This is a genomic window from Salipiger sp. D13, from assembly GCF_003703915.1.
GTDB classification, from domain to species: Bacteria; Pseudomonadota; Alphaproteobacteria; order Rhodobacterales; family Rhodobacteraceae; genus Salipiger; species Salipiger profundus.
Map to the genome: position 1 here is coordinate 1 of NZ_ML112597.1, position 15,813 is coordinate 15,813.

At 67.3% G+C, this 15,813-nt stretch carries 14 protein-coding genes and 1 pseudogene; 6 read left to right on the plus strand and 9 right to left on the minus strand.

Features of this window, described 5'->3' with window-relative positions:
- Positions 1-720 (minus strand): annotated as a pseudogene (locus D6860_RS12325) (MFS transporter); the annotation flags it as partial.
- 161 nt (positions 721-881) lie between these two features.
- Here D6860_RS12325 and D6860_RS12330 point away from each other — a divergent pair.
- Both D6860_RS12330 and D6860_RS12335 read left to right on the plus strand, forming a co-directional pair.
- Positions 882-1,505 carry a 50S ribosomal protein L25/general stress protein Ctc gene (locus D6860_RS12330; protein ID WP_076624805.1) on the plus strand — a complete coding sequence of 208 codons (624 nt, stop codon included), beginning with the start codon at positions 882-884 and terminating at the stop codon, positions 1,503-1,505.
- A 121-nt stretch (positions 1,506-1,626) separates the two neighbouring features.
- Positions 1,627-2,748 (plus strand): NAD(P)/FAD-dependent oxidoreductase, encoded by a 1,122-nt coding sequence (locus D6860_RS12335; RefSeq protein WP_076624806.1) that lies wholly within the window; start codon positions 1,627-1,629, stop codon positions 2,746-2,748.
- Between the two features lie 6 nt (positions 2,749-2,754).
- On the opposite strand, the gene D6860_RS12340 is transcribed toward D6860_RS12335, so the two are convergent.
- Entirely contained in the window at positions 2,755-3,195 is a 441-nt protein-coding gene (locus D6860_RS12340) for a Fur family transcriptional regulator (RefSeq protein ID WP_076624807.1), read from the minus strand.
- Between the two features lie 121 nt (positions 3,196-3,316).
- On the opposite strand from D6860_RS12340, the gene D6860_RS12345 reads away from it, so the two are divergent.
- Genes D6860_RS12345 through D6860_RS12360 form a run of 4 tightly spaced genes read left to right on the plus strand, consistent with a single transcriptional unit; the run spans position 3,317 to position 6,745 of the window.
- Positions 3,317-4,207 carry a metal ABC transporter substrate-binding protein gene (locus D6860_RS12345; protein WP_017469373.1) on the plus strand — a complete coding sequence of 297 codons (891 nt, stop codon included), beginning with the start codon at positions 3,317-3,319 and terminating at the stop codon, positions 4,205-4,207.
- Positions 4,204-5,058: a manganese/iron ABC transporter ATP-binding protein gene (locus D6860_RS12350; RefSeq protein ID WP_076624808.1), complete on the plus strand. Its 855-nt coding sequence runs from the start codon at positions 4,204-4,206 to the stop codon at positions 5,056-5,058. The genes D6860_RS12345 and D6860_RS12350 overlap by 4 nt, the downstream gene beginning before the upstream one ends.
- Positions 5,055-5,909 carry a metal ABC transporter permease gene (locus D6860_RS12355; RefSeq protein WP_076624809.1) on the plus strand — a complete coding sequence of 285 codons (855 nt, stop codon included), beginning with the start codon at positions 5,055-5,057 and terminating at the stop codon, positions 5,907-5,909. Before D6860_RS12350 ends, D6860_RS12355 begins: the two co-directional genes overlap by 4 nt.
- Positions 5,909-6,745, plus strand: coding sequence for a metal ABC transporter permease (locus D6860_RS12360; protein WP_093411969.1), 837 nt, complete (start codon positions 5,909-5,911; stop codon positions 6,743-6,745). Before D6860_RS12355 ends, D6860_RS12360 begins: the two co-directional genes overlap by 1 nt.
- Positions 6,746-6,751: 6 nt before the next feature.
- Here D6860_RS12360 and D6860_RS12365 read toward each other — a convergent pair whose 3' ends face one another.
- The 7 genes from D6860_RS12365 to D6860_RS12390 all read right to left on the minus strand — a co-directional run bounded on the left by D6860_RS12365 (position 6,752) and on the right by D6860_RS12390 (position 15,670).
- A complete protein-coding gene (locus tag D6860_RS12365) occupies positions 6,752-8,002 on the minus strand; it encodes an OpgC family protein (protein WP_083697888.1) in 1,251 nt (416 codons plus the stop codon).
- On the minus strand, positions 7,989-9,794 hold the full coding sequence (gene mdoH, locus D6860_RS12370; protein ID WP_076624810.1) for a glucans biosynthesis glucosyltransferase MdoH: 1,806 nt from the start codon (positions 9,792-9,794) through the stop codon (positions 7,989-7,991). Before mdoH ends, D6860_RS12365 begins: the two co-directional genes overlap by 14 nt.
- A 9-nt stretch (positions 9,795-9,803) precedes the next feature.
- Entirely contained in the window at positions 9,804-9,980 is a 177-nt protein-coding gene (locus D6860_RS25485; RefSeq protein WP_017467070.1) for a hypothetical protein, read from the minus strand.
- Complete coding sequence (locus tag D6860_RS12375; RefSeq protein WP_076624811.1) at positions 9,977-11,614, minus strand: OpgD/OpgG family glucan biosynthesis protein; 1,638 nt, start codon at positions 11,612-11,614, stop codon at positions 9,977-9,979. The genes D6860_RS25485 and D6860_RS12375 overlap by 4 nt, the downstream gene beginning before the upstream one ends.
- A 256-nt stretch (positions 11,615-11,870) precedes the next feature.
- Positions 11,871-12,473, minus strand: a complete 603-nt coding sequence (locus D6860_RS12380; RefSeq protein WP_083697889.1) for a PAS domain-containing protein — start codon at positions 12,471-12,473, stop codon at positions 11,871-11,873.
- 68 nt (positions 12,474-12,541) lie between these two features.
- Positions 12,542-15,148, minus strand: coding sequence for an HWE histidine kinase domain-containing protein (locus D6860_RS12385; RefSeq protein WP_076624812.1), 2,607 nt, complete (start codon positions 15,146-15,148; stop codon positions 12,542-12,544).
- 12 nt (positions 15,149-15,160) lie between these two features.
- Entirely contained in the window at positions 15,161-15,670 is a 510-nt protein-coding gene (locus tag D6860_RS12390) for a heme oxygenase-like domain-containing protein (RefSeq protein ID WP_076625449.1), read from the minus strand.
- Positions 15,671-15,813 lie beyond the last annotated feature (143 nt).

Sequence of the window (15,813 nt, forward strand, 5' to 3'; positions counted from 1 at the left end):
GATGGCGCCGGCGGCGGCCCCCGCGCCGAGGTTGCGCTCGAGGTGCAGTGCCGACCAGCCCTCGGCTGCCTGCTCGGTGAGAAATCCGATGAGGACGACGAGGCCCGCCGCGGTCACCAGCGCGCCGGGCAGCCGGGTGGCTGTGCCGGACCCGGCGTCGGGGTGCTGGACGCGGGGCGCGGCGAGGGTGAGCGCGACGCAGCCGAGCGCCGCCGCCGCGAGCCCGGTGAAGACCGGCTGCGGCGCGGCGCCCGCCTCGCGCGCAAGGCCGGTCAGGATCGCGGCGGCGGCATAGACCATCGAGTAGGTGCCATGGGCGAGGTTCATCAGCGGACGCCGGCGCGCAGCCTCGAGAGCCGCGACCTGCGCGTTCATCACCACGTCGAGCAGGCCTGCCGCCGCCCCGGCCGCGGTCATCGCCAGCGCGAAGCTCCACCAGCCGCGCGACAGGCCCGGCAGCAGGAAGGTGGAGACCATCAGCAGTGACAGCACCGGCAGCGCGGCGCGCCCGAGCCGCGCCTCGGCCCGGGGTGCGGCCCACATCGCCAGCACCGCGCCGCAGGTCGAGACCAGCATGGCCATGCCGAACGCCTCGTCGCCGAGCCCCGCCCGTGCCTTGATCGCCGGGACCAGCGCCGCGAATCCGCCCCAGAAGAGGCCCATCGCCGCGAAGGCCGCAAGCGGCCCGCCCGCGGCGGTCAGATCGTGTTTCACTGCCATGGCGGAGCGTTGCCATGACGACCGGGCGGCGTCCAGAGCGGCGGGTCGCCGCCGGCGCAGGAAAAGGGGTTGTGAAACGGCGCGATCCGGTCTATCGGAGCGGCTCTTACGCGGGGTGACAGCCTTGGAGGCACCCTGCCCTTACAGTATGGAGATATCAAATGGCTGGTGAGATTCCTGATCTCGAAGCCCTGGAACGGACGGGGACAGGCAAGGGCGCCGCTCGTCAATCGCGCCGTGACGGCATGGTTCCGGGGATTGTGTTTGGTGGCGACGTCGATCCGCTGCCGATCCAGATTCCGTTCAACGTCCTGCTCAAGCGCCTGCACGCGGGCCGCTTCAAGTCGACGCTGTTCAACCTCAAGGTTGACGGCCACGACGACGTGCGCGTGATCTGCCGCGACGTTCAGCGCGACGTGGTGAAGGACCTTCCGACCCACTTCGACCTGATGCGCCTGCGCCGCACCAGCCGGATCAACCTTTTCATCCACGCCGAGTTCATCAACGAGGACAAGGCGCCGGGTCTCAAGAAGGGCGGTGTGCTGACCATCGTGCGTCAGGAAGTCGAGCTCGAAGTGCTCGCCGGCGACATCCCCGACCAGATCGTCGTGGACCTCGAGGGCAAGGACATCGGCGACGTCATCCACATCTCGGACGTGCCGCTGCCGAAGGGCGCGAAGCCGACCATCGACCGTGACTTCGTGATCGCGAACATCTCGGCACCGCGCGGCCTTCGCGCAGGAGACGCCGAGGACGAAGGCGAAGAGGAAGCGTCCGAGGAATAATCCTCCGCTCCGACGCGACTTCGAGACGGCCCCGCCCTGCCAGGCGGGGCCGTTTTCTTTTTGCACGTCCCGTGCGCCGGGCGGACTTGCATTTCCCGGTGACGACACGGCAAGTGGGCGCATGGACAAGGTTGACTGCATCATCGCCGGCGCCGGGGTCGTGGGGCTCGCCATCGCCCGGGCGCTCGCCGCGCGCGGCGTCGAGGTTCTGCTGATCGAACCCGAAAGCGCCTTCGGCACCGGAACCTCTTCGCGCAATTCCGAGGTCATCCACGCCGGGCTCTACTACCCGAAGGACAGCCTCAAGGCGCGGCTCTGCGTGCGCGGCCGCGAGATGCTCTATGCCTATGCCGAGGCGCAGGGCGTGCCGCACAAACGCTGTGGCAAGCTCATCGTCGCCACGTCGGACGCCCAGGGAGACGCGCTTGCGGGCATTCGCGACCGGGCCTGCGCGAACGGCGTGACCGACCTGCGCCTGCTCGACGCGGCGGAGGCGCAGGAGATGGAGCCGGCGCTTGCCTGCACGGGGGCGCTGTATTCGCCCTCGACCGGGATCGTCGACAGCCACGCGCTCATGCTCTCCCTGCTCGGCGAGGCGGAAAACGCGGGCGCGCTGCTGAGCCTCGGCAGCGCGGTCCGGGGTGTGTCTTTGACCGCCGAGGGCTTCGTGGTCTCCACCGAGGACCTGGCGAGCGGCGAGCGGTTCGATCTGGGCTGCGACCGGTTCATCAATGCCGCCGGGCTGCATGCCTCCGAGATCGCGGCGACCATCGAGGGCCTCGACCCTGCGCATGTGCCGCAGACGCGATACGCGCGGGGCAACTACTACGGCGTGGCCGGGCGGCCGGCGTTCTCGCGGCTGATCTACCCGGTTCCCGAGCCCGGCGGGCTGGGGGTGCACCTGACGCTGGATCTTGGCGGCGGCATGCGGTTCGGGCCGGACGTGGAATGGATCGACGGCGTCGACTACAGCGTTAACGGCGACCGGCAGGCGCATTTCGAGACCGAGATCCGCAAGTACTGGCCCGCCCTGCCCGACGGTGCGCTGGCGCCGACCTACTGCGGCATCCGGCCGAAGCTGTCGGGGCCCGGCGAGCCGGCGGCGGATTTCCGCATCGACGGGGCCGCGCGGCACGGCATTCCGGGGCTCGTCAACATGTTCGGGATCGAAAGCCCGGGGCTCACCTCGTCTCTGGCGATCGCCGAGATGGTCGCCGAGATGGCGCTCGGCGAAGCCGGCTAGCAGCGGTCAGCCGTCCGAGCCGGTGCCCTTGCGGCGCACGTAGAGTTCGAGCCGGTGATGCACGATGTCGTAGCCGAGCTCGCGGGCGATCTCGGCCTGCAGTTTCTCGATCCGTTCCGAGGCGAACTCGATGACCTCGCCGCTGTCCACGTCGATCATGTGGTCATGGTGCGCCGATTCCGCGTGCTCGAAGCGCGCGGGCGCGCCCTCGAACTGGTGGCGGTGGATGACCCCCTGCGATTCCAGCGCCGAGAGCGTGCGGTAGACCGTCGACAGCGAAATCCCCGGCAGCTCGGATTCGGCGCGGCGATGCAGCTCGACCGCCTCGGGGTGGTCGTCGGCGCGCGCCAGCACCGAGAGCAGCGCCGCGCGCTGCCGCGTCACGCGCACGCCCGCGTCGCGCAGGGCCTCTGTCAGCCGTCGGGTTCGGTCGTCCTGCCTCGTCATGGCCTCTTTTTGCGTCATCGTCCGGGCGCGATCAAGCGCCAGTTGCAAGTTGGTTGCAACTGTCTTGACAGTTGCAAGTCATTCCTAGAAGCAGGAGGAAACACGCAGGAAGGAAAGAAGCATGATCGACAGACGCGGATTTCTGGCACTCGGCGCGGCGAGCCTGCTTGGCATCACACCGGCACTGGCACAGGAGCGGCTCAAGGTGGTCACCACCTTCACGGTGATCGCCGACATGGCGCGCAACGTCGCCGGAGACGCGGCCGAGGTCGTCTCGATCACCAAGCCGGGGGCCGAGATCCACGGCTACCAGCCCACCCCGCGCGACCTGGTGCGGGCGCAGGATGCGGATCTGATCCTGTGGAACGGGCTGAACCTCGAGCGCTGGTTCGAGCAGTTCTTCGCCAACCTCGGCGACGTTCCGGCGGCCGTGGTCTCGGAGGGGATCGCGCCCATCGCGATCTCGGGCGGTGATTACGACGGTAGCCCCAACCCGCACGGCTGGATGGCGCTGAGCTCGGCCGAGCTCTACGTCGACAACATCCGCGACGCGCTGAGCAATGCCGATCCCGCCAACGCCGAGACCTATTCCGCCAACGCCGCGCGCTACAAGGACGAGATCGCGGCGGTGATCGGCCCGCTGCGCGACGCGGCACATGCCCTGCCCGAGGCACGCCGCTGGCTCGTCACCTCGGAGGGCGCGTTCTCCTACCTTGCCCGCGACTTCGGCCTGCGGGAGGTCTACCTCTGGCCGATCAACGCCGATGCGCAGGGCACGCCGCAGCAGGTGCGGCAGGTGATCGACACCGTGCGCGCGCACGACATCCCCACGGTCTTCTCGGAAAGCACCGTCTCGGACCGGCCGGCGAAGCAGGTCGCGCGGGAAACCGGCGCGGCCTACGGCGGGGTGCTCTACGTCGACAGCCTCAGCGAGCCCGGCGGCCCGGTGCCGACCTACCTCGACCTGCTGCGCGTGACCTCGGAAACCATCGTTGCGGGCCTCACCCCATGACCGATGGCATCCGCGCAGACGGGCTGACGGTCACCTACCGCAACGGCCACACCGCGCTGCGTGACGCGAGTTTCGCCATCCCCACCGGCACGATCACCGCGCTCGTGGGCGTCAACGGGGCCGGAAAATCGACGCTGTTCAAGGCCCTGATGGGATTCGTTCCGCTCAGCGCCGGGCGGATCGAGATCCTCGGCCAGCCGGTCCGCGCGATGATGAAGGCTCAGGCGGTCGCCTATGTTCCGCAGGCCGAAGAGGTCGACTGGAGCTTCCCGGTCCTGGTCGAGGACGTCGTGATGATGGGCCGCTACGGGCACATGGGCTTCCTGCGCCGCCCCCGCGCCGCGGACCGCGCGGCGGTTGCGGCGGCGCTGCAACGGGTCAACATGGCTGACTTCCGGCACCGCCAGATCGGCGAGCTGTCGGGCGGCCAGCGCAAGCGCGTGTTCCTTGCACGCGCGCTGGCACAGGACGCACGGGTCATCCTGCTCGACGAGCCCTTCACCGGCGTCGACGTGAAGACCGAGGAGCAGATCGTCGCCCTGCTGCGCGACCTGCGCGAGGAAGGCCGGGTGATGCTGGTTGCAACCCACAACCTCGGCTCGGTGCCCGAGTTCTGCGATCGCGTGGTGCTGGTCAAGGGCACGGTGCTGGCACACGGCCCGACCGCCGAGGTCTTCACCCCCGACAAGCTGCGCGAGGCCTTCGGCGGCGTCTTGCGCCACTTCATGCTGGGCGGCGAACGCCTGCATGACGACGCCGATCCGCGCAGCCTCGATATCCTGACCGACGACGAACGGCCACTGGTGATCTACGACGACCGCGCCCGCACCGTGAAAGGCCGCCCGCGATGATCCTGCTCGAGCCCTTTCAATACGGCTACATGACCAACGCGATCTGGGTCTCGGCGCTGGTGGGCGGCGTCTGCGCGTTCCTGTCGGCCTACCTGATGCTCAAGGGCTGGTCGCTGATCGGCGACGCGCTCTCGCACTCGGTGGTGCCGGGGGTGGCCGGCGCCTACATGCTCGGCCTGCCCTTTGCGCTCGGCGCCTTCCTGTCGGGCGGGCTGGCGGCGCTGGCGATGCTCGCGCTGCGGCAGCGCTCGGGGCTGAAAGAGGACGTGGTGATCGGACTGATCTTCACCAGCTTCTTCGGGCTGGGGCTGTTCATGGTCTCTCTCAATCCCATGGCGATCTCGATCCAGACGATCATCATGGGCAACATCCTTGCGATCACGCCCGAGGACACGCTGCAACTGGTCATCATCGGTGGCGTCTCCCTTGCCGTCCTTCTGGCGAAATGGCGCGACCTGCTGGCGGTGTTCTTCGACGAGGCGCACGCCCGCAGCATCGGGCTGAACGTGGGCGCCCTGCGGCTGGTGTTCTTCACCCTGCTCTCGGCCTCGACCGTCGCGGCGATGCAGACCGTCGGCGCGTTTCTCGTCATCGCGCTGGTGGTGACGCCGGGCGCGACCGCCTACCTGCTCACCGACCGCTTCCCGCGGCTGCTGATGCTCTCGGTGGCGATCGGCGCCATGACCTCGGCGCTCGGCGCCTATGCAAGCTACTTTCTCGACGGGGCGACCGGCGGCGTGATCGTCTGTCTTCAAACCGCCCTCTTCGGGCTGGCCTTCGTCTTCGCGCCCACCCACGGCACGCTCGCCGCCCGGCGCCGGGGCCGCGCCGCGCTTGCGGAGGCCCGCTGATGGAGACTCTGCTTCTGCCGCTGCAATTCCCGTTCATGCAGAACGCTTTCCTGATCGTGGCGCTGATCGCCCCGGCGGCAGCGCTGCTGAGCTGCTTTCTCGTGCTCAAGGGCTGGGCCCTGCTGGGAGACGCCACGAGCCACGCGGTGCTGCCGGGGGTGGTGCTGGCCCATGTCGCCGGCCTGCCGCTGTTGCTGGGGGCGTTTCTCGCGGGGCTGTTCTGCGCGCTGGCCACGGGGTTCATCAAGGACCACTCGCGGATCAAGCAGGACACGGTGATGGGCGTGGTCTTCTCGGGCATGTTCGGCTTCGGCGTGGTGCTCTACACGCAGATCGAGACCGGACTGCACCTCGACCATATCCTGTTCGGCAACATGCTGGGGGTCGGCACGGACGATCTCTGGACTTCCGGCCTCATCGCCGGGACCGTGGCACTGGGGCTCGTGCTCAAGTGGCGCGACGTGCTCGCCCATGCCTTCGACCCGGTACAGGCACGGATGATCGGCCTGCCGGTGGGCGTGATCCACTACGGGTTGCTCGCGGTGCTGTCGGCGGTGATCGTGGCGATGCTGAGCTCGGTGGGCATCATCCTCGCCATCGCCTACCTGATCGCCCCGGGCGCCATCGCCTTTCTGCTGACGCGGCGCTTCGCGGCAATGATGCCCGTGGCGGTGCTCGCGGCACTGATCGCCGGGATCGGAGGGGTCTACCTGTCGTTCTGGCTCGATAGTGCGCCCGCGCCCACCATCGTCCTTATCCTAACGGGGATGGTCCTGCTCGCGCTCGTGACACAGCAGGTCAGGACACGCCGCGCGATGCAGGCGGCGCGCCCCTGAGCCGCTTCAGCTGCGCGGCACCGAGGCGACAGCCGGCGCCGGGCCGAGCTCCGCCATGCGCGGCTCGCGCGGTCGCTCCTTTGCGCCCCCGGACGAGCCTCCGCCGCCCTTGCGACGCTTCTCGGCCAGCAGCGCCACCCCGAGCATCACGAAGGCGCCCACCGGCAGCACCATCCACGAGAGCGGTGCCGGGTTGACGGCCGATGACAGCACGACCTGAAACGCCAGCGAGGCCAGCGTGCCTGCGGCGAAGACCAGCAGCCCGTGCCGGCCGAGCAGCCGGAAGGGGGATGCAAGGTCATGCGCGGCGGCGCGGCGGACGACCGGCAGGCAGGACAGGACGTAGGCCAGCGACAGCGCATGCAGCAGCCGCGGGACAGCCACGAAGGTCTTGTCGTGCGACACGATGTGGAACGGCACGCCCGCAGCGCCGAGCCGGGCCATCTGGTGATTGAGAAACGCACCGACCCCGGGCACGTAGCGCCATGCGAGCACCAGCACCAGAAATCCGACCGCCGCCCAGAACAGACCCCGCGAGACGGGCACGAAGCGTTCGCCCTTGCGGATGCCGATGCCGGTCAGAAGCCCCATCACGAAGATGATCTGCCACGAGAACGGGTTGAAGAACCAGCCTCCCGGGTTGGGATGGTTGGGCAAGTTCAGACGCCAGAGGCCCGCCGCGAACCATAGAAGGACCGAAGCCCCTGCAAGCACCTTGGGCCATGAAATGCCGACGCGGATCAGAAACGGCGCCGAGAGAAGAAGCACGCAGTAGACCGGCAGGATATTCACGTAGCCAAGTTGATGCAGGAGCAGCGGAAGTGCCGGCAACGTCTGCTCCGGCATATCGAAGACCTTGGCCAGGTTGATCTTTTCCAGGAGTCCAGGCGTATCGAAAAGCGCGGCACCTCCGGCGAAGATTGCGATCGCCCAGAACGTCAGGAACAGGTGCACGAGATAGAGCGTCCACGAGCGCCGCCAGACCGGCAGCGCCCCGTTCAGAAACGTCCCCGACCCCATCCCCTTGGAATAGGCGAGCCCCGCCGCGATCCCCGACATGAGGAAGAACGCTTCGGCGGCGTCCGAGAACCCCCAGTTGCGCAGCGTGAGGTGCTCGTAGGGATTTCCCGGCACATGGTCGATGAAGATGGTGACAAGTGCGGCACCGCGAAAGGCGTCGATCCGCGGATCGCGGGCGCTTCGGGCGCCGGCGACGGGCACGCCGCCGGCTTCAAGGCCGGGCTCAGACGGTCGCATCGGCAGCCGCTCCCTGCCCGGGCGTGGGGTTGTCGTTCGCGCCCACGCGGCGCTCGTGGTTGGCCATGAGCTTGCGGTAGCGCGTCACCACCGGGGAAGGGTCGGCCTCGTCCGGCACCCGGAAGAGCGAATGGGTCAGCGGGCGCGAACTCCATGCGATCAGAACCGGCGCGAGGATCATCGGTACGCAGACCGGCAACAGCCAGAGCACGAGGTCGGCGGACAGCGCGTAGACCGACGCCAGCCCGACGGTGCCGATGGCGACGATCCAGGCACTCGCGCGGAACGCCTCGCCGATGTTCAGGATACCCTCGCCCCGCGCGTTCGCGGGCCAGCCGCCGTCACGGCCCATGAGAACCTGCAGCACGGCGCGGACCTGGTACATCATCATGACCGGCGCCATGAGCGAGCTGAGAAGGATCTCGCCGGTCAGCGAGGCAAGCGCACGGCCCACGCCGCCGAAGCCACGGACCCGGCCGCTGCCTGCGGCCTGAACCACGATGGCGAGTTTCGGCAAGATCAGAAGCCCCACGATGCCGATGGCAAGCGCGGTGATCTCCTTGGTGCGGTCGCTCGGGAACACCGGGAAAAGCTGGTGCGGCTCGGGGAAGTAGTCCGGCACCGGCGCCATGACGGTCGCCCCGATAGAGACGAGAAGGAAGGAAGCCCAGAACAGCGACACGATGTAGGACAGGATGCCCTGCAGGAAGACAAAGCGGCTCCAGCCGGCAAGACCGGGCGCATTGAGCAGCCGGATGTGTTGCAGGTTGCCCTGACACCAGCGCCGGTCGCGCTTGGCGTAGGACAGCACGTTCTCGGGGCCTTCCTCGAAGGAGCCCTCGATGGCGCTGTCGACCTGCACCTTCCAGCCGGCGCGCGCGAGCAGCGCTGCCTCGACGTAGTCGTGGCTGAGGATATGCCCGCCGAACGGCGGCTTGCCGCGCAGCTCGGGAAGCGCGCAGCTTTCCGCGAAAGCGCGCAGGCGGACGATGGCGTTGTGCCCCCAGAACGGGCCGGTCGCGCCCTGCATCCGCTCGAGCCCGCGCGTGAAGACGGGGCCGTGAAAGGCCGCAGCGAACTGCATCGCGCGCCCGAAGAAGGACCGCGCCGCAACCACGCGCGGCAACGTCTGCAGCAGCCCGAGGTCCGGGTCCGCCTGCATCCGCGCGATCATCTCGCGCATCGCGGAGCCTTCCATGAGGCTGTCGGCATCGAGGATCACCGCGAACTCGTAGGCGCCGCCGGAGCGGCGGATGAAATCCTCGATGTTGCCCGCCTTGCGGCCGCGGTTGTCCTCGCGGCGGCGGTAGAAGACCCGCCCGGGCCCGCCATCGGCGCGTGCCGAGGCATCGAGGCGGGCAAATGCCGCCTCTTCGCGCGCGGCGGCCTGTGGATCGCGGGTGTCGGACAGGACCGCGACGTCGAGCACGAGACCGGCATCCAGCGCCGAGCCCCTCATCGCCTCGATACGGGTGAAGGTCTCGACCGGGTCCTCGTTGCAGATCGGGACCATCACGACGGTCGGCGGCTGCGGCATTTTCAGCGCGGTCGCCTCACCGCTGCGGTTGGCGCGCGGGAGGCCCGCAAAGGCCAGCATCGCGCCCCACGCGAGCCAAGCGGTGGTGACGAAGATCAGCGCCGTGCGCGCAACGTCCCAGACATCGAAGCCGTCTGTCAGGCCCGCTTCGGCCACCAGCCCGGCGGCAATCAGAGCAAGAAGAAGCGCGCCGGACACCGCGCCGGCGCGCACCATCCGCGTCCGCGGATCGGGTTTCAGGGGAGCTCTCTGCATCTGTCGCCGTCAGGCCCGCGTGCGCGTCCGGAACAGACGCAGCACGGCCCCCCAGTCAGAGGCGCCGGCCTCGCGCTCGAGCGCCTGGCGCGGCATGTCCAGCGGGGCCGCAGGCGGCTCCCAGTTATTTGCAGGTTCCGCGGAGTCGTTCAGCTGCGGAATAGAATGTGTCTGTGTCTCGATCATTGTCTGACCCATTGATACAACCATGTTTCCGTGAGCGTCCGGCCAAAGCCTTTGAGGGAGGCCCTGAGTTCCACCGTGGACTCGGGTTGTCCCAGGACATCGATCACAAGCCGCCAGGTCTGTGTCCCGCTGATCCGCGAGAGCGCCTGTTCTTCAATTTCGCCGTTCTGAACCGTGATCTCCGGCTCAACCTCTGCGGTCCCGGAAAGTTCCCGCAGCAACCCGCCTTCAAAATCGATGACGAATTTCTGGGCCTCGTTGTCCTCGTCGACCCCCGCAACACCGCCTTCGCCGACGCGCGTGCGCACGATGTGAGCCAGCGTGTCGCTGCCATCGCCCGGGGGCGACATGCCCCAATGCAGCCGATAGGCAAATTCCAGCTCGTCACCGGCTTCGGCCGGCGCGTCGGGCAGCCAGTAGGCCACCACGTTGTCGTTGGTCTCGAGGTCGGTGGGCAGCTCGAGCAACCGCACCGTGCCCTTGCCCCAGTCTCCGATGGGTTCGACCATCAGCGAGGGCCGGCGTTCGTAATGGGCCTGCGCATCGAGATACTGGCTGAAGTCGCGCTCGCGCTGCACCAGCCCGAAGGAGCGCGGCGCATGCGCCCCGAGATAGGAGCTCGCGAGCCGCGGCGGGTTCTTGAGTTGCCGGTAAAAGGTCGTTTCGCCGACGTTCAGGACAAGCGCCGAACTGTCGTGCACCGCCGCGCGGTAGTCGTGGAAATTCCCGGGGTCGCTGCCGTCGAAGAGGAACATCGAGGTCAGCGGCGAGATACCGAGCTGCTCGACGTCATTGCGCAGGAAGAGCCGCGCCGTGACCTCCATCGTGGTGTTCGCCCCCGGGGTGATGACGAAGCGGTAGGCACCGGTCACCGACTGGCTGCGCAGCGCCGCGTAGAGGGTCACGCTGCCCGCGCCATCCGCCGGGCGTTCGATCCAGAACTCGGTGAAGCGCGGGAATTCCTCGCCCTCGGCGACGCCTGTGTTCACCGCGAGACCGCGCGCACTGATCCCGTACAGGTTGTCACGCCCCAGCGCCCGGAAGTAGCTTGCACCAAGGAATGCAACGAGCTCGTCGTAGACATCGGCGCGGTTGAGCTGGTTCTGCAGCCGGAAGCCGGCGATGCCGGGCATCACCAGATCCTCCGGCACGTCGCGCTCGAGCGAGGAATAATCGAAATCGCGGGTCGAGAAGATCATCGGGATGGCGCGACCGTCGACCAGCTCGTTGATGACCACCGGCTCCTTGAAGAGCCAGCCGAGATGGAACGGCTGCAGGTGAAACTGCGACTTCTCGTTCTCCCGCCAGCGGGCGTGATCCTCGCGGAAGCGGACGCGCTGGTATTGGTCGTAGTCGAGTTCGGCGAGAAAGCCCTCGATGCTGTCTCGCTCACCCGGCTCCTGCTTGCTTGCCGCGCGCATCCGCTCGGTCAGCATGTCGAAGCTGAAACTTTCGCCGGGTTCCGGCTGCGGCTGCTCACCCTGTTCGTCCTGGGCACGCACGGCGGCAGGCAACATCACCCCGCCCATGCTCGCCCCGAGACCGGCAAGTGCCGCCCGCCGGGTCAATCCGCGCGAGCGGATCGCGCCGACGCGTGATCGAGCTGAAAAATCGAAATATTTTTCTGAAGTCATTGATCCGTCCGTCTAACTCGATGCAACGATATGAGTTTAATTTAGCGGAAAACCATCCCTCGGAACCGGCATGCGCGCTCTTTCGCTCATGCAGCAACACGGTTTCGTCAGCTCACCGCCCGCGCGAACCAAACCCCTGAATTCGCAGGGGGTTCCCATCGGCCTTCTCTTGCCGACCGTTGTGCAGTTTCTTGCAAGTTCTCGCGTCAGTTGCGCCTTGAAACGCCCGAAAACCGGGCGGGGATCACATCTGATGCTACCCGTCGTCAGGCACCACGATGCGCGACAACGCCTCGACCGTCCGCTCCGCGCGTCCCGCCGCTTCCCGGAGCCCCTTGGCAATCTCGGTCATCGCCTCGTCGTCCGAAATCCGTTCGAGAAGCCGCGCGCTGGACGCATTCACATTGGCCACGTTCGAGATGGCATGGGCGGCCTCGCGCAGGGCTTGCATCACCTCGGCGTTCTCGGTCGTGCGCGCCCGTGACAGGTCAGTCACGGCAAGGGCAAGCGAAACGACCTGCCCGGACTGTTCGAAAGGAGCGATGTCGACATCATGGGCGTTCTCGGGTGTCTCGCCGGCTCGTGGCAGCGCCTCGGTCACAGCCTCGCCGGATAGGGCACGCTCGAGCGCGGCGCGAGCCGCCTCGCGATGCGACCCGTCCCAGAGCGTCGACCAGGGCTGCGAGATCACCTCGTCGCGGGTCGCTGACAGACGCTCGAGACCGCCGCGATTGATGGCAACGACACGGCCCGTGCGGTCAATCACCATCGCGCAGACCGATGCCCGCTCGGCCAGTTGCCCGAGAAGCTTGGACGCGATGCCGGCGCCCATCTCGCTGTCACTCAGAATCAGAGTCATTGCCACACCCAGATTGTGAGGTGTGATTATACCTCAGGGCAAATGGGAGGTTAAGCCGCCATTTTCGCTCAACCTTCCTTGGTCGGAACCTTTGATATCGCCTTTTTCAGCGCGGTTTCGAGAGAGCTTGCCGAGAACGGTTTCTGCACCACGCCACAGGGTGGATAGGTCTGGGCCAATTCCTCGATCTCGCCGTAGCCGGTGGCGAGGATGATCGGCACACCCGCCTTGTAGAGGCGCTCCGCCACGGGCAGCGACTGCTCGTCCCCGAGGTTCACGTCGAGCACGGCGAAATCCACGTTGTTGTCATCGAGCCAGGTCATCGCGGCGGTCACCGACGAGGTGATCTTGACGTCGCTCGCGCCGAGATCCTCGAGGATGCCCGCCGCGTCCATCGCGATGATGAGCGTATCCTCGAGCACCAGCCCCTGCCCCTTGAGCCCGAGCGAGCCGTCCGCCTCGACCACCGCGGCCGGCTCCTGCGTCGCAGCGGCGGCGGCTTCCCCCTCGGCCTGGTAGCGGATGCTCGAAATCGCCGTGGGCGGCAGCCGGAAATGCGCCTCGAGCCCGGTCATCTTGTAACAAACCTTGGCATCGCCGCGCAGTTCATGCGGGATCGAGCCCTCGATGATCATGCTGCCGAACCCGCGCCGCTTGGGCGGGGTCACCGGCGGGCCCCCGCGCTCGAGCCAGTCGATGAGGACACCGCCGCTGCTGTCCTCTGCAACCTTCACCTCGACGCGCCCCGACTTGTCGCAGAGCGCCCCGTACTTGATCGAGTTGGTGGCCATCTCGTGCAGCACCAGCGCCATCGTGGTGAAAGCCTTCGAGTTCACGAAGACCTCGGGTCCGTCGATGATCACACGGTCCATCTTGTGGTCGGCGTAGGCCTCGAACTCGCATTCGATCAGCGAGGTCAGCGATGCCGGCTCGTATTGCTCGGCGGTCAGCTGGTCATGCGCGCGGCCGAGCGCCTGGATGCGCCCGTCGAGATTGGCGGTGAATTCCTCGAGCGTCGAGGTCGAGGCGCGCGACTGTGCAAGGAGTCCCCGCATGAGGTTGAGGATGTTGCGCACCCGGTGGTTCAATTCCGAGATCAGCAGTTGCTGCTGCTGCTGGTTGCGCTCTCGCTCGTCGTTCGCAGCGTCGGTCATCTTGAGGAAGACCTCGAGCAGGATCATGCGCAGTCGCTCGGCCGAATGCATCTCCTGCGGCGCCCACGGGATGCTGCGACCGCTGACGGTCTCGCGCCAGACCTCGAAGCTCTTGCGCGGTGTCAGCCTCTCGCCGTTCGGGCCTGCCGTCACAGGCTTGCGCGGATCACCGGCCCAGCTCACCGTCTCCTCGATCTGGCGGCGGACGAAGACAAGGTAGTCGCGCGGCCGCTTCGAGATCGGAATGGCGAGGATCCCGGCAGCACGACCGCCGAAATCGCGGGCCCGGGGAAAGACCTTCTCGAGGCGGTCCGTCGCGTAGACCTCTTCGCCGATCGACCGGTCGAGGAACTGGGCAATGGCGCGGAATTCCTCTTCGGTCGGGGCAAGCCCGGTCGCGTGAAAGGTTTCGTCCTCATAGAGCACGAGCCCGTCGTGCGCGATGACCGAGCCGATGTCCTCGGACACCGAAAGCAGGCTCTCGGCCATGGGGCGACCGTCGGCCATGTAGCCCATCAACCGGGTCTGAAGCCGGCTCGTGTCCTCGACCGCGCGCTTGCGCAGCTCATCCTCGAAGCGTGACAGCTCGTAGGAGAACATGTGCGCGAACATCTCGAAGGCGGTGCGGCGCTCGTAGTCGATATAGAGCGGAGTGTGGTTGTGGCAGGCAAACAGCCCCCAGAGCTCACCGTCCTTCATGATCGAGACCGACATCGAGGCGCCGACGCCCATGTTCTTGAGGTACTCGATATGAATGGGCGACACCGCGCGGGTCACCGCCAGCGACAGGTCGAGCGGCTCTCCGTCCAGCGTGGTGCCGGGCGAAATGGCGCTGCCGGGGTCGTCCACGTCGGCGATGAGCCGCAACAGCGACCTCGTGTAGAGCTTGCGGGCCTGCGCGGGGATGTCCGAGGCCGGGAACATGAGGCCGTCGTAGACGCTCTGCGAATCCTTGCGCCGCTCGGCAATGACCTTGCCGGACTGGTCCGGCTGAAACTGGTAGACCATGACGCTGTCGAAGCCCGAAAGCTCCTGCAGGCCGCGCGCCGCCGCCATCGCCAGCGCGGCGAGATCACCGTCGCGCTTGAGCGCGGAAATCTGCGGATAGACATCGGACATCACGTCGCGGCCGCGCGGACCGGACTTCGGCTCGAACTCGACGATCAGCAGGTTTCCCGAGCCGTGCACCGACACGTCGAACGCGCGCCCGTTCGCGCGCATCGCGACGTTGAAGAGCCGGATCGCACCGCCCGGCTCATCGAGCAGCCGCATGTTCTGCCGGATGCGTTCGTATCCGTCCGAGACGATCAGCCCCCTGAGTGGCGCGCCGATCGCGTCCTCCGCGGCAATGCCCAGGATGCTCTCGAGATTCTCCGAGGCATGCTGGACGATCCAGTCCGACGAGAGCGCCAGCAGCGCGCCGTAGGATTGCACCCGCCCCAGCTGGTGGATGGGTTCGCGGTCGCAGTTGGTCAGGTCCACGCTCTGCCCGGGCGCGTGTCTGGACGGCTCAGAAGTCATGCGATGTGTCTTTCATGGATTGGCCTGCGCGGTCGCCGCCTGCTCGAACAGGGCAAAGCCCGCGAGTGTATCGTCGGTGATGCGGGTGCCACGGTCGGATCCGGGCTCGACGGCGTCGAGCATGTCGCAATGGCGCCGCCACAGCAGCGGCAGCGGACCGGCGCGAAAGAAAGCGGGCGTCGCCTGCCCGTTCCCGTAGAAACTGCGCCGCATCGTCTCGCTGCCAAGACGCGATCCCAGCACGAGATAGTCGACGGCAAGCGGATCGAGCGGACGCGACGGAGAGATCGAGGCGGTCTCGCGGCGCATCGCGGCGAGGTCTGCCGCAAGCCGTTTCAGGAGATCGGACAACACGGCGCCCGACAGCACACCCGGTGCCGGCCCGCATCCCTCGCGCAGCGCACCGAGCGCTGCGCCCTGGGTCGACAGGAACCAGCCGAGATGCCGCTCGGGCGACTCGAGGAATGGCCGGAAGCTCTCTTCGGCGGCGTCATGCGCCTGCCGGGAGTCATGGCGAAGCATGTGCCGGAACGAGGTTTTCGTTCCGGTGGAGGTCTTGTCGATCGTGTCCAAAAGGTGGAAAGCCCGTTCGCGTAGCGCGTTGTCCCTAGTCGTCGAATACGCATAACGCGAGGGACAAAAAGAGGTTCCCGCCGTTGTTCATT